A 23,556-nucleotide genomic window follows, 5' to 3' on the forward strand; every position below is an offset into this window, starting at 1 on the left:
GGGCCCCGTGCCGTCGCCGGCGGCACGGCCGGGGCCGTCCGGCGGGCACGGGCCGGCGGGGCGGGGGCGGCGGGCGGCGGGCGGCGGGCGGCGGGCGGCGGGCGGCGGGCGGCGGGAGGCGGGCGGCGGGAGGTTCAGGCGGTGGGGACGGGCTCCAGCAGGCGGACCGCGACGTCGGGGGCGAAGCCGCTGTCGTGGCCGACCCGGCGGGCGAACTCGGCGATGCCCGCGAGCTGGCGCTCGCCGAGCGAGTAGTCGAGGGCCTCGGTGAAGTAGCGCTCCAGCAGCTCGGCGTCGAACTCCTCCCAGCGGGCCGCCTGCTCGGCGACCTGGCCGGCCTCGGCCAGCGAGAGGTCGCGGGACTCCAGGAAGGCCCGGTGGACGGCGGCGACCGCCTCCGGCCGGCTCTCCACGAAGTCCCGGCGGGCCGCCCACACCGCGAAGACGAAGGGCAGGCCGGTCCACTCCTTCCACATCTCGCCGAGGTCGTGCACCGCCAGCCCCTGCGAGGGCGCCTGCTCCAGCGAGGCCCGCAGCGCGGGGTCGCCGATCAGGACGGCGGCGTCGGCCCGGGCGAGCATCGCGTCCAGGTCCGGCGGGCTGCTGAAGTACTCGGGCCGGACGCCCTCGCGCTCCGCCAGCAGCAGCTGGGCCAGCCGGACCGAGGTGCGGCTGGTGGAGCCGAGCGCGACCTTGCGGCCGTCCAGCTCGGCGAGCGGCACCTTGCTCACGATCACGCAGGACATCACCGGCCCGTCGCTGCCGACCGCGATGTCGGGCAGCACCACCAGTTCGTCCGCGTGCCGGAGGTACTCGACGCAGGTGATCGGGCCGACGTCCAGCGAGCCGGCCACCAGCAGGTCGCTGAGCTTCTCCGGGGTGTCCTTGGTGAGGTCCAGATCGAGCAGGTTGCCGGTCCGCGCCAGGCCCCAGTAGAGGGGCAGGCAGTTCAGGAACTGAATATGTCCGACCCGGGGCCTGACCGGCGTAGCCGGCGTTGCCGGGGCACTCCCATCCCGCACTGCCACTGCTCGCTCCTCTGCCGTTCGTACTCTCCCCGCAGGGTATGCCCGGGGCTCCCCGGAGCCTTCACCGGCCGCCCGACACGCCCTGTCCGCACCTCGAGTCACCCCTGGTCGCCACCACGCCTGCGTGCTAGCGTTGCCCTCAGTTGCAGTTTGATTCCCCTTGCAGTACTTGAAGCCTGCGGAGCATGTAACCGCGGGCTTTTTGTAGTTTTTCAGCAATATCGAAAAACTCCGGACCCACTCCGGAGGCGGGGCGATCAGCGCAGCGGACCGGGTGCCACGCGGTGTGGCACCCAATACGTCCCTCGCAAGGAGAACGGCATGGCTCAGGGAACCGTCAAGTGGTTCAACGCTGAGAAGGGCTTCGGCTTCATCGCCCAGGAGGGCGGCGGCCCCGACGTCTTCGTCCACTACTCCGCCATCAACGCGAACGGTTTCCGCTCGCTGGAGGAGAACCAGGCGGTCAGCTTCGACGTCACTCAGGGCCCGAAGGGCCCGCAGGCGGAGAACGTCACCGCTATCTGACCATCCTCATGATGATCTGATCGCTCGGGACCCGACTGGGTCCGACGGTGGCCCTCACTGCCGCCACCATGAGCACAACGAGCAGCACCCAAGGGGGCTCGCCACGTCCTGGACGCGGCGGGCCCCCTGCCTCTTGCCCGGACAGCGCCCCGGACGGCGCCCCGGACGGCCGACGGCCCGCGAGCCCGCTCCCCGGTGGGGAACGGGCTCGCGGGCCGTGACGGGCGGGGCGCCGGGGCCGGTCAGGCCGCGGCGGGCACCTTCTCGCCGGCCTGGGCCGGGACGGAGACCGGGGTCTCGTCGTACAGGTCGCCGGTCGGGTTGTTGTAGGCCACCAGGTCGAGGGTCTTCTCGCGGGCCGCCACCAGGATCGGCACGACCGCCTGACCGGCCACGTTCGTGGCGGTCCTGACCATGTCCAGGATCGGGTCGATGGCCAGCAGCAGACCGACGCCCTCCAGGGGCAGGCCCAGGGTGGAGAGGGTCAGGGTCAGCATCACGATGGCGCCGGTCAGACCGGCGGTGGCGGCGGAGCCGATCACCGAGACGAAGGCGATCAGCAGGTAGTCACCGATGCCGAGGTGGATGCCGTAGACCTGGGCGACGAAGATCGCGGCCAGCGAGGGGTAGATCGCGGCGCAACCGTCCATCTTGGTGGTCGCCCCGAACGGGACGGCGAAGCTGGCGTAGTCGCTCGGGACGCCGAGGCGCTCGGTGACGCGGCGGGTGACCGGCAGGGTGCCGACCGAGGAGCGGGAGACGAAGGCCAGCTGGATGGCGGGCCAGGCGCCCTTGAAGAAGTTGAGCGGGTTGAGGCCGCCGACGAACTTCAGGAGCAGGGAGTAGACCACGAACAGCACCAGGGCGCAGCCGACGTAGACGTCCACGGTGAGGGTGGCGAAGGGCTTCAGCAGGTCCCAGCCGTACTTGGCGACGGACTTGCCGATCAGGCCGAGGGTGCCGAGCGGGGAGAGCCGGATGACCCACCACAGGGCGGTCTGGGTGAGCTCCAGGACGGTCTCGTTGAGCTTGAGGACCGGGGCGGCCTTGTCGCCGAGCTTGATGATCGCGGCGCCGACCACGACCGCCAGGAAGACGATCTGCAGGACGTTCACCTCGGTGAAGGAGGTGACGATGTTGGTCGGGACGATCCCGGTCAGGAAGTCGACCCAGGTGCCGGAGGACTTGGGCGCCTTCAGGCCCTCGGTGGAGAGGTCGGTGCCCTGGCCGGGGTTGGTGAGCAGGCCCAGGCCCAGGCCGATCGCGACGGCGATCAGCGAGGTGATCAGGAACCAGAGCAGGGTGCGGCCGGCCAGCCGGGCGGCGTTGGTGACGTTGCGCAGGTTGGCGACGCTCACCACGATCGCGGTGAAGACGAGCGGCGGGACGGCCAGCTTGAGCAGCTGGACGAAGATCCGGCCGATGGTCTCCAGGGTGGTGGCCAGCCAGGAGATGTCGGCGGTCCGGGCGAGGTAGCCGAGGGCGACGCCGAGCACGAGGCCGGCGACGATCTGGACCCAGAAGGGGGTCGTCCGGACTCGGGAGAGCAGGGAGGGCGACGCGGTGACGTCGGGCGCTGCGGACATGGCGGTGCGGCTCCGGGAGAGGGAGTGCTGAACGGGGAGGGGGAGACGGGGAGGCGGCACGGCGCGGAGCCGGCACCTCGGGGAGGTGCCTCGGGGCGTGCCGCCTAGATACAGCTGCCGGCGCGACAGGCGCGCGGGCCGTCCACAGCACCGGACAGGCGCATGCCGGCCGCGGGCATCGAGCCCTGGCCCTGCATTCGGGGTGCGCCTGTGGTGGTCATGAGCGGAACGTTAGCAGTAAAGCTTTGAGATGTTCAAAGCACATGTTTGAGATGCGGGCACGAACCAAGCTGACGCCCCATCACATCCACCCTCGACCGCTCGATTGACCCCGTCCGGTTATACGTATAACTTTGAGGACTGTCCTACTGCCCCCTGCCCACCGGAGACCCGCCCCCATGGGCTACCTCGCCCTGCTCCGTGCCCCGCACGTCACCCGACTCCTGCTCGGCACCCTGCTCGGGCGCCTCCCGGCCGGCATGACCGCCCTCGTGATCGCCCTCGCCCTGCGCGACGCCGGCGCCCCGTACGGCCGGATCGGCCTGGCCACCGCCGCGTACGCGATCGCCGCCGCCGTCGGCGGGCCCGTCCTCGGCCGGATCGTCGACCGCACCGGACAGCCCCGGGTGCTGCTCAGCGCCGCCGTGGTCGCCGGGCTCGGGTACGCCCTGCTCGCCCTCGCCCCGGGTTCCCCCGTCGCCGCCACCGTCGGCGCCGCCGTCGCCGGCCTCGCCATGCCCCCGCTGGAGCCGTGCCTGCGCGCCCTGTGGCCCGCCGTGGTCGACGAGGAGCAGCTGGACACCGCGTACGCCTTCGACTCCGCCGCCCAGCAGATCCTCTACGTCGCCGGACCGCTCGCGGTGGCCGGCATCGCCGCCGCCTTCAGCCCGGTCACCGCCCTCTGGACCGCCGCCGGGCTCGGCCTGGCCGGCGCCCTGGTGGTCGCCACCGCGGCGCCCGCCCGCGCCTGGCAGGCCCCGCCGCGCGCGCAGTCCGCCGGGCTGCTCGGCCCGCTGCGCTCGCCGGGCCTGGTCCTGCTCCTGATCGGCCTGGCCGGCGCCGGCTGGACGGTCGGCTCGCAGAACGTGCTCTTCATCGCGTACGCCGAGCAGCACAGCGGCGTCCCCGGCGGCGCGGGCACGCTGCTCGCCCTGGCCGCCGTCGGAGGGCTGGCCGGCGCGCTGGTGTACGGCGCGGTCAAGTGGCGCAGCGGCACCGCCACCCGGACCTGGGTGATGGCCCTCGGGATGGCCGCCGCCTACCTGCCGCTGCTGCTGCTCCCCGGCCCGGCGGCGTTCTGCGCGCTGGCGCTGCTCTCCGGCATCGGACTGGCCCCGCTGCTGGCGGCCGCCTTCGTGCTGATCGCGGAACTGGCGCCGGCCGGCACGGTCACCGAGGCCTTCGCCTGGCTGATCACCCTCTTCGCGACCGGCAACGCGCTCGGCTACGCGGTCTCGGGGGCACTGGTGGACACCTCGCTGCGGGCGGTCGCGCTCTGCGCCGTCGGCGGGATCGGGCTCGGCGGGCTGCTGCTGTTCGGCGCCCGGGGCTGGTTCCGGCCGGCGCCCGCGCCGGTGCTCGCGCGGCCCGTCCCGGTGGGCTGAGCCCGGGCCGTCCCGCGGGCCGGGGCAGGGCTGCCCGGCGGGCACCGTGAGGTGCCGTCACCGGTACGGCCGGGGATGATGGTTGAGCAGGTGAAGTTGTCGCAGCTTTGTGACAGCCGTGTGCGAACACTTGTCCCCGTGTGCGGCACGCGTGGACATAGTGTTCGGGCATGGCACCGACGCGCCCCCCGAGGCCCGACTCCTCCGAGACCCCACGACTCAGAGCAGGCCGCGGACACGCGGCGCTCCGCTCGGCCCGCCACGGAGCGACCTTCCTGACGGTCAGCGTGCTGTCCGGCGTGCTGCTGGCCGGCATGGCGCTGCCCGCCGTCGGCGCGCTCGGCCTCACGGCCAAGAGCACCGCCGACAGTTTCGACAGCATCCCCGACGAGTTCAAGACCCCGGCCCTCTCCCAGGCGACCCAGATCTTCGACGCCAAGGGCGGCCTGATAGCCAAGGTCTACGAGCGCGACCGGACGGTGCTGACGGCCGAACAGATGGCCCCGATCATGCGCCGGGCCCAGGTCGACATCGAGGACGCCCGGTTCTACGAGCACGGCGCGGTGGACCTCAAGGGCGTGCTCCGCGCGGCCAGCAAGAACGCCGAGAGCGGCGCCACCGTGCAGGGCGCGTCCACGCTGACCCAGCAGTACGTGAAGAACGTCAACGTCGAGAAGGCCGGCGACGACGTGGCGGCCGTCCGGGAGGCGCAGCGAAAGACCCTGGGCCGCAAGATCCAGGAGCTGAAGTACGCCATCAAGCTGGAGGAGGACCTGACCAAGGACCAGATCCTCACCAACTACCTCAACATCACCTACTACGGGAACGGCGCCTACGGTGTCGAGGCCGCCTCCCAGCGCTACTTCAGCAAGAGCAACAAGGACCTCACCGTCCCCGAGGCGGCCACCCTGGCCGGTCTGGTGCAGAACCCCTCGCAGTACGACCCGAAGCTGCACCCGCAGGCGGCGCAGAAGCGCCGCGACGTGGTGATCGACAAGCTGCTGGAGAACAAGCACATCACCGCGGAGCAGGCCAAGGACGCCAAGGCCGCCCCGCTCGGGCTGGCCTACCACCCGCCGCGCAACGGCTGCATCACCGCCAACGCCGGGATGGGCTTCTTCTGCGACTACATCCGGCACGTGGTGAAGCAGGACCCGGCCTTCGGCAAGAACGCGGCCGAGCGCAAGAAGTTCTGGGACCAGGGCGGCCTGAACATCTACACCACCCTCGACCCGGACAAGCAGGCCGCCGCGCAGGACGCCGTGAGCGGCAACGTGAAGGTCACCGACAGCGTCTCGGCCGCCGCGACCATGATCGAGCCGGGCACCGGCAAGATCCTGGCGATGGCGCAGACCCGCCCGTACGGGCTGGACCCGAACAAGAACGAGACCGTCGTGAACTACAACGTCGACGCGGCGATGGGCGGCGGCAACGGGTTCCAGCCCGGGTCGACCTTCAAGCCGGTCGTCGCGGCGGCGGCCCTGGAGGCGGGGCTCCCGGCGACCCAGTCGTACCCGGCGCCGAACCGCATCGACTACCCGACCATGAAGACCTGCGACGGCACCTGGAAGAACCTCGCCACCGGCAAGGAACGCAGCGTGCCCAACGAGTCGGCCAAGGAGTTCGGCCCGTACCAGCTGAAGGAGGCGATGGCCCTGTCGGTCAACACCTACTTCGTGCAGATGGAGCAGGAGATCGGGCTCTGCCCGGTCAAGCAGATGGCCAACAAGCTCGGCATCGGCGCCAAGGCCAGCGGCAAGCCGCTGGAGGAGGTCCCCGCGATGGCGCTGGGCGTGGAGGAGGTCAGCCCGCTGACCATGGCGAACGTCTACGCGACCTTCGCCGCCCGCGGCGTCTACTGCACCCCGCTCTCGATCAACAAGATCACCCGGGTGGACGGCCGGGACGTCCCGGTGCCGCCCGCCTCGTGCAACCAGGTGATCTCGCAGCTGACCGCCGACACCCTCACCACCGTCCTGAACGGTGTGACCGAGAAGGGCACGGGCGCCGACCTCGGTCTGACCGACCGGCGGCAGATCGCCGGCAAGACCGGCACCTCGGACCAGAAGAAGGCCGCCTGGTTCGACGGCTACACCCCGCAGCTCGCCACCGCCGTCTGGCTCGGCGGCCCGGCCGGCGGCGTCGAGATGCGCAACATCACCATCAACGGGGAGTTCACCCGGGAGGTGTTCGGCGCCACCGGCCCCGGACCGATCTGGCGGGACGCCATGAACCAGGCCCTGCACGGCACCCCCAAGGAGCCGCTGAACATGATCTACATCCCCGACCCGCCGCCGCGGACCGATCCCAAGTCCACCACCGGCCCCGCGGCGAGCCCGGGGGCCACCGACGGGACGCCCTCCCCCGGGGCCACGCAACGCCGGCCGCGCGGGACGGGGAAGCCGACCGACCAGCCGTAGCCCGGCCGGCCGGATCGTCACCGGGTGGTTCGGGGACGGGCCGGATCAGGCCCCGGCGGGAGCGGTGGACGAGCGGAGGACCAGGCCGGTGGCCAGGGCGGCCATCGGCCTGACCGGCTCGCCCCGCAGCAGCCCGGCCAGCGCGGCCAGGCCGACCCGGCCGAGCTCCTCGCCGGGCAGGTCGACCGTGGTCAGCGGCGGCGCGAGCAGGCCCGCCACCGGGATGTTGTCGATGCCCACCACCGAGACGTCCGCCGGGATCCGCAGCCCCAGTTCGGCCGCCGCCTGGTAGACGCCCGAGGCCACCACGTCGTCGTCGCAGATCACCGCGCGCGGACGGTCGGCCCGGCTCAGCAGCTCGTGGGCGGCGGCGCGGGCCGCCGGCTGGCCCAGGTTGAGGCTGACGCCCAGCTCCAGCACCTCCAGCCCGAGCTCCTCGGCGGCCCGCTCGAAAGCCTGCTGGCGGACCCGGAAGGTGTACGCGGAGTGGATCGAGCGCAGGTGGCCGATCCGGCGGTGGCCGAGCCCGGCGAGGTGGCCGACGGCGTCCCGCATGCCGCCGGCGACGTCCAGTTCGACGGTCGGCCGGGCGGGGTCGGTGCCCGGGTCGGCGTCCAGGAAGACCACGGGGGTGTCGGCGGGCAGCTCACCGAGTTGGCTGTCGTCCGGCGAGCAGATCAGCAGGCCGTCGAAGCGGCTGGTGGTGGCGGCCTCGGCGAGGGTGGCGCTGCCCCAGCCGGAGCTGACCACCACGGCCAGCCCGTGCCGGCCGGCCTCCTCGTGCACGCCCATCAGCACCCGGCCGAAGAACGGCCCGAGGATGTTCGGGACGGCGAGCAGGATCATCCCGCTGCGGCCGAGCCGCAGCTGGCGCCCGGCGGCCTGCGGCCGGTAGCCGAGCCCGCGGGCGGCCGCCCGGACCCGCTCCCGGGTCGCCTCCGACACCCGGTGGCCGGCCTGCGAACCGGAGAACACCAGCGAGACGGTGGCCTGGGAGACGCCGGCCAGCCGGGCCACGTCCCGCCCGGTCGGGCGGCGCGGCGCCGGCCCGGGCCGGCCCGCCTGCGGAGTCCCGTCCGGGGGCACGGGAGCGGTCAGTTCTGAGCGGCGGACGCCGAGCGCGCCGCGTCGTCGGCGGCGTCCTCCTCGGCGTTCTGGGCGGCGATGCGGTCGGCGGTCCTGCTGCGCAGCCGGCCGCTCACCTTGTCGGCGATCTGCGCCGACATCTGGTCCCGCTGCTTGCTGAGCAGGACGTAGCTCAGCGGCGCCGAGACCAGGGCCGCGAGCAGTACGAGGAAGACGTAGCCGGACGCGCCGGCGACCGGGATGACCCCGAAGTGGCCCAGCAGCAGGGCGAGCAGCAGGCAGCCGAGGAAGATGCTGGCCCGCATCGAGGTGTAGCGGAGCGTGGCGTGCGCGGTGCTGATCGGCGGGGGACCGATCGGCGCGGTGCCGTCCGACGGCGGGCTGCTCGGCGACTGGCTGCTCTGCGGCTGGCTGCTCTGCGGCTGGCTGCTCAGCGGCTTGCTGCTCACGAGGGACATCCTTACTGCACGGGTGGGTCCGGTCCGGTCTCCCAGTGAAGCATGCCGCGCCGGGCGGGCGGGGTACGGCCCCGCCCCGCTCCCGGCCCGGGGCGGGTCAGGCCAGGTCGCGCCAGAAGGTGATGTCGTCGCGGTCGTCGCCGGGGGCGACCCGGATCGCGCCGGGCACCCGCCCCACCTCCTGGTAGCCGCAGCGCCGGTAGAAGGCCTCCAGTCCGAGTCCGCCGCGGGCGGTCAGCCGCAGGCCGGCCAGTCCCCAGCCGCGGGCGGTCCGCTCGGCCTCGCTCATCAGCTCGACGCCGTACCCGCGGCCCTGGAAGTCGGGGTGCACCATGACCCGCTTGAGCATCCGCCAGTGCTCCATCAGCGGGAAGCGCATCGACTCGAAGAAGAGCAGCCCGGCGATCCGGCCGGTCCCGCGGTCGTGGGCGACCAGCAGGCGGTCCGGGCCGTCGGCCCCGGCCCCGGCCCCGGCGAACTGCTTCTCGGCGGTGGCCAGGACGTCGTCCGGGGTGACCGGCGGGACGAAGCCGACGGCCCCGCCGGCGTTGGTGACGTCCGCCCACAGCCGGACGATGCCGTCCCGCAGTTCGGGGGTGAGATCGGGGTCGAGGGTGAAACTCAGCGTCATGGACACTGATCCTATGAGCCCACCGTGAAGGGCAGGTGACGGGCACGCGCCCGTGGCGGCCGGGCGCCCGCCCCGCCCGGCCGGCCCCCGAGGGCCCACCGGTCAGGCCGGCGCCACCACCGGGACCACCGGCGCAGCCGGGCGCCGGCGCAGTGCCAGGCAGAGCAGCACCGCCACCGCGCAGAGCCCGCCGGCCGCGTACCAGGCCAGGTCGTAGTTGCCGAACGCGTCGCGGGACAGGCCCGCCAGGCCCGCCACCGCCGCGGCACCGATCTGGTGCGCGGCCAGCACCCAGCCGAAGACGATCGGCGCGTCCGCCCCGAAGTGCTGGCGGCAGAGCGCGACGGTCGGCGGCACGGTGGCCACCCAGTCCAGGCCGTAGAAGATCACGAAGGCCAGGATCGGCGGCTTCAGGGAGCCGGCGAACAGTTGCGGCAGGAACAGCAGCGAGATCCCGCGCAGCGCGTAGTACGCGACCAGCAGCTTCCGGGAGTCGAAGCGGTCGGTGAACCAGCCGCTGGCGATCGTGCCCACCACGTCGAAGACCCCGACCATGGCCAGCAGGCCCGCCGCCGTGGTGACCGGCATGCCGTGGTCGTGCGCGGCCGGGATGAAGTGGGTGCCGACCAGGCCGGCGGTGGTCGCGCCGCAGATCGCGAAGGAGCCGGCGAGCAGCCAGAACGCCTTGCTGCGGGCGGCCTCCCGCAGCACCCGCAACGACCGGGCCAGCGCGCTGCCCTGCGTCACCGGCGCGGGCGGGGCCTCGGTCGCCCCGTACGGGAGCAGGCCGATGTCGGCCGGGCGCTCGCGCATCAGCAGCAGCACGGGGACGGCAACCGCGGTGGACGCCAGCGAGACCACCACCACGGCGGTCCGCCAGCCGTGCTGCTCGACGAGCGCGGCCAGCAGCGGCATGAAGATCAGGTTCCCCGCGGCGCCGCCGGCCGTCAGCACCCCGGTGACCAGCCCCTGCCGGGCCTGGAACCAGCGACCGGAGACCGTGGTGGCGAAGGCGCCGGCCATCGACCCGCTGCCGAGGCCGACCAGCACGCCCCAGCAGAGGATGAGCTGCCAGCTCTGCGTCATCAGGATGGTCAGCCCGGCGCCGGTCGAGATGGTCAGCAGCGCGCAGACCACCACCAGCCGGACGCCGAAGCGGTCCATCAGCGCGGCGGCGAACGGCGCGGTCAGGCCGTACAGGGTGAGGTTGACCGAGACGGCGCTCGCGATGGTCGCGTGCGACCAGCCGAACTCGCCGTTCAGCGCGTCCATCATCAGGCCGGGGGTGGAGCGGAACCCGGCCGAGCCGACCAGGACCAGCAGGGCCACGCCCGCGACCACCCAGGCGTAGTGCGGCCGGGACGCCCGGCGGAGGTCGCGGCCGGGGGCGGGGACGGGGCCGGGGAGGGTGGAGGCCGGACCGGCGGGAGCGGCGGAAGCGGCGGCGGGGACGACAGGGACGACGGGGACACGGTCGGCGGGGGCGGGCTCGGCGGCGGGGCGGGTGGTCGGTTCGGTCACAGAGCCGAGTGTCCCGAAGTCGGCCGACCCCTACGAGTGGCCTGACTGCCATGTTTCGTCAGGATCGGGCCAGCGACGTCCGCACCCGTGTGGCAGCATCGGGAGTCTCGACGAGGGGAGACCGGCATGAGCGCCGCACACCGTGGGGCCCCGCACCGGGTGGCGGTGCTGGCCCTGGACCGCGTGATCGCCTTCGAGCTCGCCATCCCCTCGCGGATCTTCGAGTCCGCCAAGGCCCCGGACGGCACCCCGCTCTACCAGGTGGCCACCTGCACGCTGGACGGCGGCCCGGTCGCGACCAGCTCCGACTTCCGGATCAGCGTCGACCACGGCCCCGAACTCCTGGAGCACGCCGACACCGTGGTGGTCCCGGCCGCGACCGCCCTCGCCGAGGCCTACGCGACGGGGGGACCGGTGCCCGACACGGCCGCCGCCCTCGCCCGGCTCCGGCCGGGGACACGGCTGGTGTCGATCTGCACCGGCGCGTTCGTCCTGGCCGCGGCCGGGCTGCTGGACGGCCGTCCGGCGACCACGCACTGGCGGCACACCGCGCACTTCGCGGCCCTGTTCCCCGAGGTCCGGCTGGACCCCGACGTGCTGTTCACCGACGACGGGGACGTGCTCACCTCCGGCGGGGTGGCGGCCGGGGTCGACCTCTGCCTGCACCTGGTCCGGCGCGACCACGGCAGCGCGGTGGCCAACGCCGTCGCCCGCACCTGCATCGTGCCGCCGTGGCGCGAGGGTGGCCAGAAGCAGTACGTCGAGCTGCCCCGGCCGGTGACCGGGACGGCCGGGCCCGGCACCGCGGCCGTCCGGGCCTGGGCCCTGGAGCACCTCGACGAGCCGCTGGCGCTGCGCGAGCTCGCCGCCCGGGCCGGGACGAGCGTACGCACCTTCACCCGCCGGTTCCGCGAGGAGACCGGGAGCAGCCCCGGCCAGTGGCTGACGCTGCAGCGCACCGAGCGGGCCCGGCAGCTGCTGGAAGGGACCGACCTGACGATCGACCAGGTGGCGCGGGAGTCCGGGTTCGGGACGGCCGCCTCACTGCGGCTGCAGCTGCGCGGGCGGCTGGACGTGGCACCCAGCGCCTACCGGCGGACCTTCCGCGAGGTGGAACGCCCCCGCCCGGCCTGAGCGGTCGGCTCCGGGGCGTCCCGCGGAGACGCGGGCGGGTGCCGGCCGCGGGTTGGACGGCGGCGCGCCGTGCGCACCCCGAGCACGGCACGGCCGACCGCCGTCCAACGGCGACGCACGGGCCCTGAACCCGCGCCGAGCCCTCCGCACTCGCCGAGGCGCTTTCGCGCAACCGGCACCGCACGGCCCGCCTGCTGAGTTCCCCCTGGACAGCAGTGCCGCGGTGATGGTCGGCGGTTCCTCGACGTCCCCTCGCAACGGAGAACTGCACCCAAGAGTGATCAGCTGAATACTTCACGTCAATGGGTTGTCCGAAATTCGGAATGGTTGCGTTGTCTTTCGGCCGTATCCGGCGAGCGGGCCGCCAGAACCGGACGGATACCGGCATCCGGCCGACGCCGGTGTCGGCACCTGCGTCAGGGCCCGTGCCAGGCACCGCGCCAGGGCCCGCGGCAGGCCCTGCGTCAGGGCCCACGGGAGGCCCTGCGTCAGGACGGTGCCGGGGCCGGTCTCAGGGCGCCGCCGGCACCCGGTCGAGCGAGTCGTGCAGCGGCGCGTCCAGGCCGCCCGCCATCGGCCGGACGGCGGTGGCCGCGGCGTCGATCTCGCACCAGACCCGCTTGCCCGAGCCGTCCGGGTACCAGCCCCAGCGGTCGCAGAGCAGCTCGACCAGCTCCAGGCCCCGGCCGTTGGTGGCGTCCTCGTCGTCGCCCGCGTGCCGGGGCGCGGGCGCCACCTGGCTGGCGTCGGCGACCTCGACCCGCAACGGGCCGACCATCGCGAACAGCCGGGCACCGCCGGCGGCGGCCGGCCCCGGGGCGGCGGTGGAGTCCACCGGCATCAGCAGCCTCAGCACGGCCGGACACCCGGTGTGCACCACCGCGTTGGTGACCAGTTCGGAGACGACCAGCACCAGCGTCTCGGCGATCGGCGCGTCCGGGTCCACTCCCTGGTTCAGCAGCCGCGAGCGCACCCACCTGCGAGCCCGGCCGACCTCGGCGGGGTCCGCCTGCACCGCCAGTTGCACTTGAAGTACCTGCACCGCTCCACCACCCGCACTCGCAGTTCGACCGTCGTTTCGATCGGGCCGGTTCGGTCGGCCGGCCCGGGCCGCCCGCCCCTGCGGCCGGGCAGCCCCGCGCTCTCGTCCGTCGCACAACCCTGTCCGTCACGTACTGGCTGCGGCACGAATACGCCTCAGGATGATCCGGCGGTTCGGCCGCAGCAAGCGCTTCGGGCATATTCCAACGATCGGGGGACAGGGCAGTGCATACTGTCCCGTTCACTCTGGCGACGCTCGCGCCGATGACCGGCCGGGCGCCCGCCCACGACCCTGCCGGACCCGCTGGGGACGAGGGTAGCGAAACTACCCGCCCATTCCCGGGACACCACGGCCGCCACTCTGGAACCACCCTTCCTACATATGTCCACGCGCCTTCGAACAGCGCCCCGCGCGAAGACATCGTGCACGGACCGGATGTGCTGACGGACCGACAGCTCTTCGACCCCCTTCGGAGGATTTCCGCCCGGACCGCGAGGCCCAAGGGCTACCTTGGGAGCAGCAGGCCGGCGGCAGCCGGCCCGGACCGTGCCGGGAGGGGCGTGCCGATGACCACCCCCGGACACACACCCTCCTGGGACGAACGACTCCAACGACGCCTGGCCCGGGGCGAGGAGACGGCGCTGGGCGAGCTCTACGACCAACTCGCCCCGCTGGTGCACGGCCTGGCGGGCCGGATACTGGCCGACCAGGCCGCCGCCGAGCAGCTCACCCGGGAAGTCTTCGCCCATCTGTGGACCCACCCGGAGGCCTTCGACCCCGGCGAGGGCTCGCTGCGCTCCTGGCTCGGCGCCCTGACGCACCGCCGGGCGGTCGACCGGCTGCGGCTGAACCGGATCGCGGCCCTCGGCGTGTCCCCAGGCCGGCACCCCGAGGGCCGCGATCCGGTTCAGCCGCAGCCGGTCGGACGGCCCGGCGGAGCACGCAACGGACGCAACGGACGGAACCGGCCCCGACGGGACCGGACCCCCCGGGAGCGGCCCGGGGGAAAGCCCCCGGGGCGGCACGCTGGACGAGGAGATCCGCGCCGTGGCGACCGCCGCCCGCGTGCAGTACGTGGTGGACTCCCTCCCCCACCCGCTGCGCGAGACCATCACCGCGACCTACTACGACGGCCGGACCTACCAGGAGACGGCCCACCGGCTCGGCATCAGCGAGCAGGTCGCCAAGCAGCGGATGCGGCTCGGCCTGCAACTGCTCGCCACCGAACTGACCGAGGTGCGGGACGAGGACGGCGGCGACGGCGCGGACGGCACCCGGGGCGGCGCGGCGCCCGCTCCCCCGGCGGCGGGCACCGCCACCGCGGGCGCCGGCGCCCCCGCAGGGAGCCTGTCGTGAGCGCCGACCCGACCGCCGGACCGCTCACCGAGCAGCAGCACGAGGACCTGCGCTCCCTGCTCGGTGCCTGGGCGCTGGGCGCCTGCCCGCGCCGCGAGGCCGCCGGGCTGGAACGGCACCTGCGGCTCTGCCCCGACTGCGCCGAGGAGGGCACCCGGCTGCGGGACGCCGCCGGGTGGCTCTCCGCCGACGAGCCGCTCGACCCGTCCGGCGCGCTGCGCCAGCAGGTGCTCGACTGGTGCCTGGCCCGGCGTCCGGCCGAACTCCCCGTCCCCGCCTGGGGCGCGCCGTACGGCGCCGAGACCGCCAAGCTCGACGCGCTGCTGCGCGACCTCGGCCCCGAGGAGTGGCAGGAGATCGTCGAACTCCCCTGGCACGGCGGCACCGACCGGCTCCGGCCGGCCGAGGTGCTCAGCCACCTGGCGGCGGTGGACGGCTACCTGGCGCTGGCCCTCGGCCTCCCCGATCCGGTCCCGGCCGGCCCGGACCCCGGCGCACCGGTTGCCGCCCCCGGCCCGGCCGCCGCCCCCGCCGCACCCCGGATACCGGCCCAGGCCGGGCAGCCGGCGACGCGGGTCCCCCGGCAGGGCGCCTCGCCGTTCAGCGGGATCGTCGACCGCAGCGAACGGCTGGCCGCCGCCCAGGCCGGCTGCTCCCCCGAGTCCGTCCGTACGCGGTGGCGCCGGCAGACCCACGCCCTGGTCCGGAGCGCCGCGCTGGCGCCCGGGGGCAACGTCCCGGTCGACTACGGGTTCGCCGCCCTGCCGCTCCGGGACGCCTTCGTCGACCGGGCCTTCGAGTGCTACGTGCACGGCGAGGACGTGGCCCGCGCGGTCGCCTACCCGTACGCGCCGCCGGCTCCGCCGCACCTGCGGCAGATGATCGACCTGGCCGCCCGGATGCTCCCCGAGGCGGTGGCCGCGCTGCGCCGCGCCGGGCGGCCCGGCCCCACCGGTCACCCGGGCCACGGCCCCGGCCCCGGCCCGGGCGGTGACCGGCCGGCCCGGCTGCTCAGGCTGGTGATCGACGGCCCGGCGGCCGGCGAGTGGCTGATCCCGCTGGACGGGCCCGCCCCGCCGGGCAACCGGGCCGGGTACGGGCGGACCACCGAGCCGGTCGCCGCGATGGTGCTGGACGGCCTGGAGTTCTGCCAGCTGGCCGCCGCCCACCGCGACCCGGACCGGCTGCCGGTCGGCGAGCACGGCGACCGGGCCGCGATCCGCGAGGTGCTGCGCGCCGCGCCCCTGCTGTCCCGGCCCTGACGGGACCGCCGGCCGGCCCGGCTGGCCCGGCCGGCCGGGGCCGCGGGCTCACGGGCCTCAGGCGGCTCAGGCGGCGCGGGTGGCTCAGGTCGCTCAGGTCGCTCAGGTCGCTCAGGTGAAGACGACGGTGCGCGTCCCGTTGAGCAGCACCCGGTGCTCGCTGTGCCACTTCACGGCCCGCGCCAGCGCCTGGCACTCGACGTCCCGACCGAGCGCGACCAGCTGGTCCGGCGTCACGTCGTGGGTGACCCGGGCCACCTCCTGCTCGATGATCGGGCCCTCGTCCAGGTCCGCCGTGACGTAGTGCGCGGTGGCGCCGATCAGCTTCACGCCCCGGGTGTGCGCCTGGTGGTACGGCTTGGCGCCCTTGAAGCTCGGCAGGAAGGAGTGGTGGATGTTGATGACCCGGCCGGAGAGCGCCTTGCACAGGTCGTCAGAGAGCACCTGCATGTAGCGGGCCAGCACGACCAGGTCGACGTTCTCCCGCTCCACCAGGTCCAGCAGCTGCCGCTCGGCGTCCGCCTTGGTGTCCCGGGTGACCGGGATGTGCACGAAGGGGATCCCGTACGACTCGGTGAGCTCCTCGAAGTCGCCGTGGTTGGAGACCACCGCGGCGATCTCCACCGGCAGCGCGCCGATGCTGGTGCGGAACAGCAGGTCGTTCAGGCAGTGGCCGAACTTGCTGACCATCAGGACGATCCGCATCCGCTCCGCGCTGGGGTGGATCCGCCAGTCCATCCGGAACGAGGCGCCGATGGCGGCGAAGCTGGCCCGCAGCTTGTCGACCGTGACCGGCTCCTCCGCGGAGAAGTGCACCCGCATGAAGAACAGCCCGCTGTCCCCGTCGCCGAACTGCTGGCTGTCGATGATGTTGCAGCCGGTCATGAAGAGGTAGCTGGAGACCGCGTGCACGATCCCCTGCTTGTCCGGGCAGGACAGCGTGAGGACGTACTGGGCGCTGGCCGTCTGCTGTTCCACGGTGGGGGGTCCTGTCCTGAAGATCGTTCGGCGTGGACGGTCAAGCGTGTCATATTCCGGACAGTGCTCGCCGCGCTGCCCGAACTGCGGGACGCCCGGCCGCAGCGGCACGGGACGGCCGGGGACGACCGCGACCGGGCCGGCCCGGCCCGGACCCGTACGGGCCCGGGCGTGGGCGAGCAGCCGGTCAGACCTGCGTCATGATGCGCAGGACCTCCAGCGAACGCGGGGCCGCGTCCGGGTCGTCGCCGTCGTTCTGCGCCAGCCGCACATGGGCCTCGCGGCAGGCCCGGATCGCCTCCGGCCAGCCGTGGTGCGCCAGGTAGTCGGAGACCGGCGCGTCCGCGCCCACCTGGTGCAGGATCCGCACCACCCGCAGCACCGCGACGTCCACCACGGCGGCCTCGCCGGAGTCACGGAAGATCGTGCCGACGTACTTCTCGGCGGACCAGCGGTCCAGCCAGGTGTCCTCCACCAGGCGGTACACGGCATCGGTCACGTCGCCGAAGCCGTCCCGGCCGGCCAGCCAGGTCTCCTGCTGGAAGGCGGGGTCGGACAGCATGTGCAGCGCCGAGCGCAGTCGGGCGCGCCAGCGCCACCAGGGCAGGTCGTTGAGCGGCATGCCGCCCATCGTGCTGGAGCGGTGCCCCGGACGAGAAGGGTTTCGGGCAGACCGATACGAAGAATCTGTGCTGGCGGACATGGGGAGTGATCGTACGTTCCCCCACCGTTCGCGTTCTACACGCGTCCCCGACCTCCCCCACCCGGTGTTCCGCCCGCGTTGGCCGTCCGTTCGCTTTTCTGCCCTCTGTGCTTGTGGCATGGCGGCTTGGCTGGTGCCAGTGAGCAACAGGGTTGCCCAGGGAGGGAAAGCCATGTTCAGGCAGACCGCATCGCCCGAGGACCAGCAGTCGGCGGGAGAGCAGCAGCCGGCCGGGCGCCGTGACGACGCGGCGGGCCGACCCGGACGGCGCTCCCCAGGCCGCCGGACCGTGGTGAGCACAGCCATGGCGGTGGCCATGCTGCCGGCACTGTTCGCCGCCTCGGCCTGCGGCGGCCCGGCCGACGCATCGACCGGCGGCGCCGAACTCACCGTGATGACCTGGGCGCCGTCCGGCACCGGGTCCACCGACCGGCCCGGCATGACGGCCCTGGCCGAGGCCGTCGGCCGCGACATCAACGCCAAGGGCGGCCTGGGCGGCCACCGGGTGCGGGTGCTGACCTGCAACGAGCACAACGAGGCCGCCGGCGCCGCCAAGTGCGCCCAGCAGGCGGTGGACGCCAAGGCGATCGCCGTGGTCGGCTCGTACAGCCAGTTCGGCGAGAGCTTCATGACCACCCTGGAGCGGGCCGGCATCCCGTACCTCGGCGGCTACGGCCTCTCCGGCGCCGAGTTCAGCAGCCCGCTGTCCTACCCCGTGGCGGGCGGCATGCCGGCGCTGATCGCCGGCAGCGGCCGCCAGCTGGTCGACAGCGGCTGCCGCTCGGTCGCCCTGGTCCGCCCGGACACCCCGGCCGGCGACAGCCTGCTGGGCTACCTCGCCAACGCGCTCAAGCCGGCCGGCGTCAAGCTGGTCGACGTCAAGGCACCGGAGAAGTCCAGCGACTACACCGAGGTCGCCCGCAAGGCCATCGGCAAGGACGACGCCGGCAACTGCGTGACCGTCGCCCTGGGCACCGAGCCGACCGGCAACCTGCTCGACTCCTACCGCCGCCTCGGCCCGAAGAACACCAGGCTCGCCTCGGTGATCGGCAGCGTCCAGCAGTCGGTGGTCGACTCCACCGGTGGCGACAGCGGCCCGCTGGCCGGCGCGTACGTCGCCGGCTGGTACCCGCCGGAGTCCTCGGGCGTCTGGGACGCACTGCGCTCGGTGATCCGGGCCAACTCCGCCGACGGCAAGATGGTCGACGTCGCCGACTCCGGCGTGCAGACCACCTGGGTCGCGTACGAGGTGCTGCGCCAGGTCGGCGAGCGGCTCAGGGCGGCCGGCCGCCCGATCAACACCAAGGCGCTGACCGCGGTGCTGGACAGCGGCGACCCGATCGACACCGTCGGCCTGACCCCGCCACTGGCCTGGGGCGCCACCAACATGCTGGCCAGCGCGGAGTCGCCGCGGCTGGTGAACACCTGGGTCACCTACCAGCAGGCGAGCTCCGGACGGCTCACCCTCCAGCAGCCCGGCTTCGTGGACGTGCGCTGGGTGCTGACCGGGGGCAAGAAGCCGTAGCAGCCGACCGCGGGGTGCGGTGCACGAAGGCGGGCCGGGCCGGTGGGGCCCGGCCCGCCTTCCCGTTCCGGGCACGGCCCGGGCCCGTGACAGGCGCGGCCCCGCCACCCCGCCGCCCGGCCAGGGCGGCCGGGCACGGGCCCGCCGAGGGGGCCGCACGCGAGCCCTAGAGGTCCCCGTCGCTCTTGGTGGCCAGGCCGGCCTGGCCGGCGATCGCGTTCCACAGCGCCGAGGCCTGCTTCTTGGCCGTGGTGGCCGTGCCGCTGGCCGCCACCGCCGCCTTGTAGTGCGCGTTGTCCTTCTTCGGGTCACAGCCCGCCTGGGCGTCGCCGGCCCAGGCCGCGTACTCCGTGTCGGCGGTGGCCGACGCCTCCCAGGCCTGGTTGAGCTGCTCGACCAGCTGCGGACCGGTGGGCAGCTGGTCCGTCTTCAGCGCCGCCAGCTTGGTCTTGAGATCCCTGCGCTGGCCGGCCGCGGCGGTCAGCGCCTGCTGCGACTCGGGGAGCTTGTCGCACTTCTGCACGGAGGCGACCGCCCCGATCACCGCCTGGCGGCTGTCGTTGGCGGTGCCCAGCAGGTCGGAGAGCCCCTTGGCCTGCTCCTTGGCCGCCGCGCTCATCGCGCCCGCGGTCGCCCCGGCGCTGCCGCTGCCGGCGGCGCTGCTGCCCGCCGCCACCGGCGTACCCGGGTTCTGCCGGCCGTTGTCGGTGGAGTCGCCGTTGCTCACCAGCACGGCGACCAGGATCCCGGCGGCGGCGCAGCCTGCCACCACACCCCCGATGATCAGCTTGGAGGACGGCCGCCGACCGCCGGCGCCGGCCGAGGAGCGGGCGGGCGTGAAGGTCGTGTCGGCCTGCGCCGCGTAGCCGGGCGAGGCCGGCGCGGCCGCCGGGTACCCGGGCTGCTGGTAGCCGTGGTCCGCCGGGGCGTAGCCCTGGTCGGCGGAGCCGTAGGCGGCCTGCGGCGGGGGCGGGTAGCCCTGCGGGCCGCCCTGGGCGGGGTAGCCGCCGCCCTGCGGGTCGGCGGTGGGGTACGGCGGCAGGTACTGGGTCTCGGGCGCCGGGGCGGCCGCCTGCGGGGGCGCGTACTGCTGCTGGCCGCCCCAGCTGCCGCCGGGGGCCGGCGCGGGCTGGCCCGGGCCGCCGCCCAGGTACTCGGGCTGTCCGGGCTGGGACGGCAGGCCGGGCTGACCCTGCTGCTGACCGGGCAGCTGGCCCTGCTGCTGATCCGGCTGCCCCTGCTGCTGGCCGGGCTCCGGCCGGAAGAGGTCATCCAGATTGAAGTCACCGGAGTTGGGATACGAGCGGCGCTGGTTCAACGCGATTCCTCACCTGTGCGTGACACCGGGCCCGCCGGGACAGCCGACAGCGATCGAGTGGCCGGCGGCCACCCGTCCCCTGTCTCCCGTACGCGCACCCGGGCCTTCCTCGGTTGTTCCGCGCCCTCGTTGACGGCGGACCACATCTGGGCGGTTCTCCTGGGCGTCAATTGCCCGTGAACGTCGCGCCCACGGTACCGGTTCACCGTCACGGGTGACCATGCGGAGTGCCGCTTGCCCGGATCCGGGCGGCCGGCAGCGGCGGCGAGCAGCGCGAACGGCCCTCTCCTGCCCGCTGCCGGGCAGGACCGAGCAGTGTCCCGCCCGGCGCCGGACGGGCCTGCAGCGGGCGGACGAGGGTCGGGCGGGCCCGGGCACGACGGACCGGCGCAGGGCGGGCCGGCACACGGCAGGCCGGCACAGGCCGCGCAGGGCGGGCGAACGGCGCCGGGCAGGCCGGGGCGCGAGAGGCCGGACCGGACCGCGCCCGGGCCGGCGGCCACGCCCCCGGCCCCGGGCCGGTGTCAGGCCGCCTCCGCCTCCGCCCTGGCCTGGAACTCGCGGACCACCCGCTGCTCCCGGTACGGCTCCAGCCGGCGCCGGAACTCGTCCAGGTACTCCACGCCCCGGTTGGAACGCAGCCCGCTGAGCAGCCGGACGGCCTGGGTGCCCGTCTCGCAGGCCCGTTCGACCTCGCGCTGCTGCAACTGGGCGGTGGCCAGCAGGACGAGGTCCACCGCGCGGCGGCGCACCCGGGTCGGCGGGTGCAGGTCGAGTGCCCGGCGGGCGTACTTCTCGGCCTGGCCGGCCTGCTCCAGGTCCCGGTGACAGTGCGCCAGTTCGTCGGCGAGGTAGGCGTCGTCGAAGTGGACGATCCAGTCCGGGTCGTCCTCGGGGTTGCGGCGCTCCATCGCGGCCAGCGCCTTGGCCGCCACCGCCTCGCAGGCGCGGGCGTCCCCCAGCAGGGCGTGGCCGCGCGCCTCGGCCGCGTAGAACATCGCCATCGCGGTCGGGGTGGCGACCGAGCGGGCCCCCTCCTGTGCGGCGCGGGCGAGTTGGGCGATCTCCCGGGGGTTGCCGAGGGTCGCCGCGAGGTGGCTCATCGAGGCGGCCAGCACGTACCCGCCGTAGCCGCGGTCGTCGGCGGCCTGGGCCAGCCGCAGCGCCTGGATGTAGTAGCGCTGGGCGAGACCGGGCTGCCCGGTGTCGACCGCCATGTAGCCGGCCAGTTCGGTCAGCCGGGCGACCGCCGCGAACAGCTGCCGGCCGGTCTCGTCCCGGTACCCGCCGCTGAGCAGGCCGGAGACGACACTGTTGAGGTAGTGCACGACGACCGGACGGACATGACCGCTGCCGAAGCGGTGGTCGAGGTCCACCAGCATCTGCGTGGTGGCCTTGATCGCCGCGACGTCGGAGGGGCCGACCCGGACGGCGCCGCTGCGGGCGACCACCGGGTCGGGCGGGGTGATCAGCCAGTCCCGGCTGGGCTCGACCAGGGCCGAGGCGGCCACGGCCGCGCCGGTCAGGAAGTCCCGCCGGCCGACGTCGCTGCGCCACAACTCGCAGACCTGCTCCAGGGCGCCGCTGAGGGTGGCCGAGAACTGCAGCCCGATGCCGGAGCTGAGGTTCTTGCCGTCGGCCATCCCGATCTCCTCGACCGAGACCCCCCGGCCGAGTTTGCGGCCGATCGCCTCGGCGATCACCGCCGGTGCCTGGCCGCGCGGTTGCTGGCCACGCAGCCAGCGGGCGACCGAGGTCTTGTCGTACCGCAGGTCGAGGCCGTGCTCGGCGCCGCACAGGTTCACCCTGCGGGCGAGGCCCGCGTTCGAGCAGCTCGCCTCCTGGATGAGTTGCTGCAGGCGCTCGTTGGGCTGTCGTGCGACAAGTGGTCTCGCGGCCATGGGCTTCGCCTCCCCAACGCCCTCCGGTCCCGGCCGGCGGACGACGATTCTGCTGATCTGTTGCCGACTGTCCGACCGTCCAAGGAATCTGACACCAGGTTAGCGATCAGCAACGCCAGCGGGATACCCACGGTGACGGTCCTCACCCCCCGCGCGCCCGGGAGAATGCCCCCGTGCGCCCCCACTGCGCCCGGCCCGCCCCTGCTCCGGCGGGGAGCACTCACCGGTTCGGGTGACATTGCGCCCCACGGGCACACCGCCTCCCGTCGGGCCGTAACCAGCCTCACGGACGGTAGTTGAGCAGCGCGTGGAAGACACCCCAGGAGCCCCCGGGCGGAGCAGCGACAGCGAGCTGCCCGCCCTGCTCATCGAAGCCGTCAGCTACGCCGAGGAACGCCACTGGGAGGTCGCCCCCGGCGCCTGGCTGATCGACGGCGACGGACCGGCCCGCTGCTCGTGCGGCGACCTCGGCTGCGGAGCCCCGGGCGCGCACCCGGTCGGCGACGACTGGCGCGGCAAGGCCAGCGCGGGCCCGGGTGTGGTGCGCCGGTGGTGGACGGAGACCCCGCAGGCCTCGATCCTGCTGCCGACCGGGCGCTCCTTCGACGTGCTGGACGTGCCGGAGGTGGCCGGCTGCCTGGCGCTGGCCCGGATGGAGCGGATGGGCCTGCAGCTCGGCCCGGTGGTCGCGGTGCCCGCCGCGTCCGGTCAGGTCGGTCGGCGGCTGCTCTTCCTGGTGCTGCCCGGCGTGCTGGCCAAGCTCCCCGAGATGCTCCGCAGGCTGGGCTGGGCGCCCGGCCGGCTCGACCTGGTGGCGCGCGGCGAGGGCGACTGGATCGTGGCCCCGCCCTCCCGGGTGGGCCCTTACAGCTTCGCCCAGTGGGCCCGGCCGCCGTCCTCCACCAACCGGTGGCTGCTGCCGGACGCCGCCGAGCTGATCAACCCGCTGGCCTACGCCTGCGGCCGCGAGGCCCCCGCGGTGGCGGCCCGGCAGGGCCGGACGGCGGTGCACCAGCACTCCTGAGTCACCCGTCCGGGTGCTGTCCGGCGCCCCCTCGAACGGCCGCCCTACGCCTATCGGGTGAGGGTGTGCGACGCGCGACACCCCGCGCGCGACTGACGGGCCTTGCCCCCCACCGGGGACAGGGCCCGTCAGACGCATGTCCGGATAAAGGACCGGTGTACCCGCTGGTCAACGGCGAAAGCCCCTCGTACGAGTGACAACGCTCAAGGATTGCCAAGATCTGCCGAGGGGAGGATTTCCTCCGAGAGGGGACGCCGCCGGACGGAAGGGAGCAGCGGGGCCGGGGACAGGGCCGAGGAGCGGAAGACCGCACGGGGAAGCGGTGAGCGGGGAACTGCCGGGAGGGGCGCTCGGACGGGGAAGCCGGGCGCGGCGATCGGGGAGGGGCCGGGAGGCCCGGAGGGGAACAGGGCGGGGACAGGGAGGGAGCGGGGGGCGTGGCACCGGCCGGGCT

At 74.1% G+C, this 23,556-nt stretch carries 19 protein-coding genes and 1 pseudogene; 9 read left to right on the forward strand and 11 right to left on the reverse strand.

Translation table 11 applies throughout. The features are described 5' to 3' along the window. Positions 1-134: 134 nt before the first annotated feature. Positions 135-1,028, reverse strand: coding sequence for a menaquinone biosynthesis protein (locus OG689_RS18370; RefSeq protein WP_266321695.1), 894 nt, complete (start codon positions 1,026-1,028; stop codon positions 135-137). 321 nt (positions 1,029-1,349) lie between these two features. Between OG689_RS18370 and OG689_RS18375 the strand changes: the two genes are divergently transcribed. Then, positions 1,350-1,553 carry a cold-shock protein gene (locus OG689_RS18375; RefSeq protein ID WP_057227626.1) on the forward strand — a complete coding sequence of 68 codons (204 nt, stop codon included), beginning with the start codon at positions 1,350-1,352 and terminating at the stop codon, positions 1,551-1,553. 242 nt (positions 1,554-1,795) lie between these two features. On the opposite strand, the gene OG689_RS18380 is transcribed toward OG689_RS18375, so the two are convergent. Beyond that, the gene (locus tag OG689_RS18380; protein ID WP_266321703.1) at positions 1,796-3,139 is read right to left on the reverse strand and encodes a dicarboxylate/amino acid:cation symporter; all 1,344 of its coding nucleotides are present in this window, start codon (positions 3,137-3,139) and stop codon (positions 1,796-1,798) included. 398 nt (positions 3,140-3,537) lie between these two features. Here OG689_RS18380 and OG689_RS18385 point away from each other — a divergent pair, with 398 nt between their 5' ends. Further along, positions 3,538-4,743, forward strand: a complete 1,206-nt coding sequence (locus OG689_RS18385; protein WP_266321705.1) for an MFS transporter — start codon at positions 3,538-3,540, stop codon at positions 4,741-4,743. 170 nt (positions 4,744-4,913) lie between these two features. Continuing rightward, entirely contained in the window at positions 4,914-7,163 is a 2,250-nt protein-coding gene (locus OG689_RS18390) for a transglycosylase domain-containing protein (protein WP_266321707.1), read from the forward strand. 45 nt (positions 7,164-7,208) lie between these two features. On the opposite strand, the gene OG689_RS18395 is transcribed toward OG689_RS18390, so the two are convergent. From OG689_RS18395 to OG689_RS18410, 4 genes are all read right to left on the reverse strand, one after another. Beyond that, positions 7,209-8,180: a LacI family DNA-binding transcriptional regulator gene (locus OG689_RS18395; protein WP_266321709.1), complete on the reverse strand. Its 972-nt coding sequence runs from the start codon at positions 8,178-8,180 to the stop codon at positions 7,209-7,211. A gap of 77 nt (positions 8,181-8,257) precedes the next feature. Further along, entirely contained in the window at positions 8,258-8,698 is a 441-nt protein-coding gene (locus tag OG689_RS18400; protein ID WP_266321711.1) for a DUF4229 domain-containing protein, read from the reverse strand. A 106-nt stretch (positions 8,699-8,804) separates the two neighbouring features. Continuing rightward, positions 8,805-9,338, reverse strand: coding sequence for a GNAT family N-acetyltransferase (locus tag OG689_RS18405; RefSeq protein ID WP_266321713.1), 534 nt, complete (start codon positions 9,336-9,338; stop codon positions 8,805-8,807). Between the two features lie 102 nt (positions 9,339-9,440). Further along, positions 9,441-10,679, reverse strand: coding sequence for an MFS transporter (locus OG689_RS18410; RefSeq protein WP_266327251.1), 1,239 nt, complete (start codon positions 10,677-10,679; stop codon positions 9,441-9,443). A gap of 306 nt (positions 10,680-10,985) precedes the next feature. Here OG689_RS18410 and OG689_RS18415 point away from each other — a divergent pair, with 306 nt between their 5' ends. Further along, on the forward strand, positions 10,986-11,993 hold the full coding sequence (locus OG689_RS18415; protein ID WP_266321715.1) for a helix-turn-helix domain-containing protein: 1,008 nt from the start codon (positions 10,986-10,988) through the stop codon (positions 11,991-11,993). Between the two features lie 511 nt (positions 11,994-12,504). Here the strand turns inward: OG689_RS18415 and OG689_RS18420 are convergent. Beyond that, the gene (locus tag OG689_RS18420) at positions 12,505-13,035 is read right to left on the reverse strand and encodes an ATP-binding protein (protein WP_266321716.1); all 531 of its coding nucleotides are present in this window, start codon (positions 13,033-13,035) and stop codon (positions 12,505-12,507) included. 566 nt (positions 13,036-13,601) lie between these two features. Between OG689_RS18420 and OG689_RS18425 the strand changes: the two are divergent. The 3 genes and pseudogenes from OG689_RS18425 to OG689_RS18435 form a co-directional block, all read left to right on the forward strand. Then, positions 13,602-13,880, forward strand: a pseudogene (locus tag OG689_RS18425) (sigma factor); the annotation flags it as partial. Between the two features lie 202 nt (positions 13,881-14,082). Continuing rightward, the gene (locus tag OG689_RS18430; protein WP_266327253.1) at positions 14,083-14,391 is read left to right on the forward strand and encodes a sigma factor-like helix-turn-helix DNA-binding protein; all 309 of its coding nucleotides are present in this window, start codon (positions 14,083-14,085) and stop codon (positions 14,389-14,391) included. Next, positions 14,388-15,653: a zf-HC2 domain-containing protein gene (locus OG689_RS18435; RefSeq protein WP_266327254.1), complete on the forward strand. Its 1,266-nt coding sequence runs from the start codon at positions 14,388-14,390 to the stop codon at positions 15,651-15,653. Before OG689_RS18430 ends, OG689_RS18435 begins: the two co-directional genes overlap by 4 nt. Positions 15,654-15,764: 111 nt before the next feature. On the opposite strand, the gene purU is transcribed toward OG689_RS18435, so the two are convergent. After that, positions 15,765-16,631 carry a formyltetrahydrofolate deformylase gene (gene purU, locus OG689_RS18440; protein WP_073924083.1) on the reverse strand — a complete coding sequence of 289 codons (867 nt, stop codon included), beginning with the start codon at positions 16,629-16,631 and terminating at the stop codon, positions 15,765-15,767. A gap of 187 nt (positions 16,632-16,818) precedes the next feature. Then, positions 16,819-17,262 (reverse strand): hypothetical protein, encoded by a 444-nt coding sequence (locus tag OG689_RS18445; RefSeq protein WP_266321718.1) that lies wholly within the window; start codon positions 17,260-17,262, stop codon positions 16,819-16,821. A 244-nt stretch (positions 17,263-17,506) separates the two neighbouring features. Here OG689_RS18445 and OG689_RS18450 point away from each other — a divergent pair, with 244 nt between their 5' ends. Further along, positions 17,507-18,859, forward strand: coding sequence for an ABC transporter substrate-binding protein (locus OG689_RS18450; protein WP_266321720.1), 1,353 nt, complete (start codon positions 17,507-17,509; stop codon positions 18,857-18,859). Between the two features lie 166 nt (positions 18,860-19,025). Here the strand turns inward: OG689_RS18450 and OG689_RS18455 are convergent, their stop codons facing one another. Both OG689_RS18455 and OG689_RS18460 read right to left on the reverse strand, forming a co-directional pair. Next, positions 19,026-20,177: a hypothetical protein gene (locus OG689_RS18455; protein WP_266321722.1), complete on the reverse strand. Its 1,152-nt coding sequence runs from the start codon at positions 20,175-20,177 to the stop codon at positions 19,026-19,028. Between the two features lie 524 nt (positions 20,178-20,701). Next, a complete protein-coding gene (locus OG689_RS18460) occupies positions 20,702-22,078 on the reverse strand; it encodes a transcriptional regulator (protein ID WP_191290669.1) in 1,377 nt (458 codons plus the stop codon). A 307-nt stretch (positions 22,079-22,385) separates the two neighbouring features. Between OG689_RS18460 and OG689_RS18465 the strand changes: the two genes are divergently transcribed. After that, entirely contained in the window at positions 22,386-23,102 is a 717-nt protein-coding gene (locus OG689_RS18465; protein WP_266321724.1) for a bifunctional DNA primase/polymerase, read from the forward strand. The last annotated feature ends 454 nt before the right edge of the window (positions 23,103-23,556 follow it).

The sequence above is a fragment of the Kitasatospora sp. NBC_00240 genome, from assembly GCF_026342405.1.
Lineage (GTDB): Bacteria > Actinomycetota > Actinomycetes > Streptomycetales > Streptomycetaceae > Kitasatospora.

What these genes read in the sequence shown, in the direction of transcription:
- OG689_RS18375 (WP_057227626.1), top strand. Translation starts at nt 1,350, where the DNA reads ATGGCTCAGGGAACCGTCAAGTGGTTCAACGCTGAGAAGGGCTTCGGC.
- OG689_RS18380 (WP_266321703.1), bottom strand. Translation starts at nt 3,139, where the DNA reads ATGTCCGCAGCGCCCGACGTCACCGCGTCGCCCTCCCTGCTCTCCCGA.
- OG689_RS18385 (WP_266321705.1), top strand. Translation starts at nt 3,538, where the DNA reads ATGGGCTACCTCGCCCTGCTCCGTGCCCCGCACGTCACCCGACTCCTG.
- OG689_RS18390 (WP_266321707.1), top strand. Translation starts at nt 4,914, where the DNA reads ATGGCACCGACGCGCCCCCCGAGGCCCGACTCCTCCGAGACCCCACGA.
- OG689_RS18405 (WP_266321713.1), bottom strand. Translation starts at nt 9,338, where the DNA reads ATGACGCTGAGTTTCACCCTCGACCCCGATCTCACCCCCGAACTGCGG.
- OG689_RS18415 (WP_266321715.1), top strand. Translation starts at nt 10,986, where the DNA reads ATGAGCGCCGCACACCGTGGGGCCCCGCACCGGGTGGCGGTGCTGGCC.
- OG689_RS18445 (WP_266321718.1), bottom strand. Translation starts at nt 17,262, where the DNA reads ATGGGCGGCATGCCGCTCAACGACCTGCCCTGGTGGCGCTGGCGCGCC.
- OG689_RS18450 (WP_266321720.1), top strand. Translation starts at nt 17,507, where the DNA reads ATGTTCAGGCAGACCGCATCGCCCGAGGACCAGCAGTCGGCGGGAGAG.
- OG689_RS18460 (WP_191290669.1), bottom strand. Translation starts at nt 22,078, where the DNA reads ATGGCCGCGAGACCACTTGTCGCACGACAGCCCAACGAGCGCCTGCAG.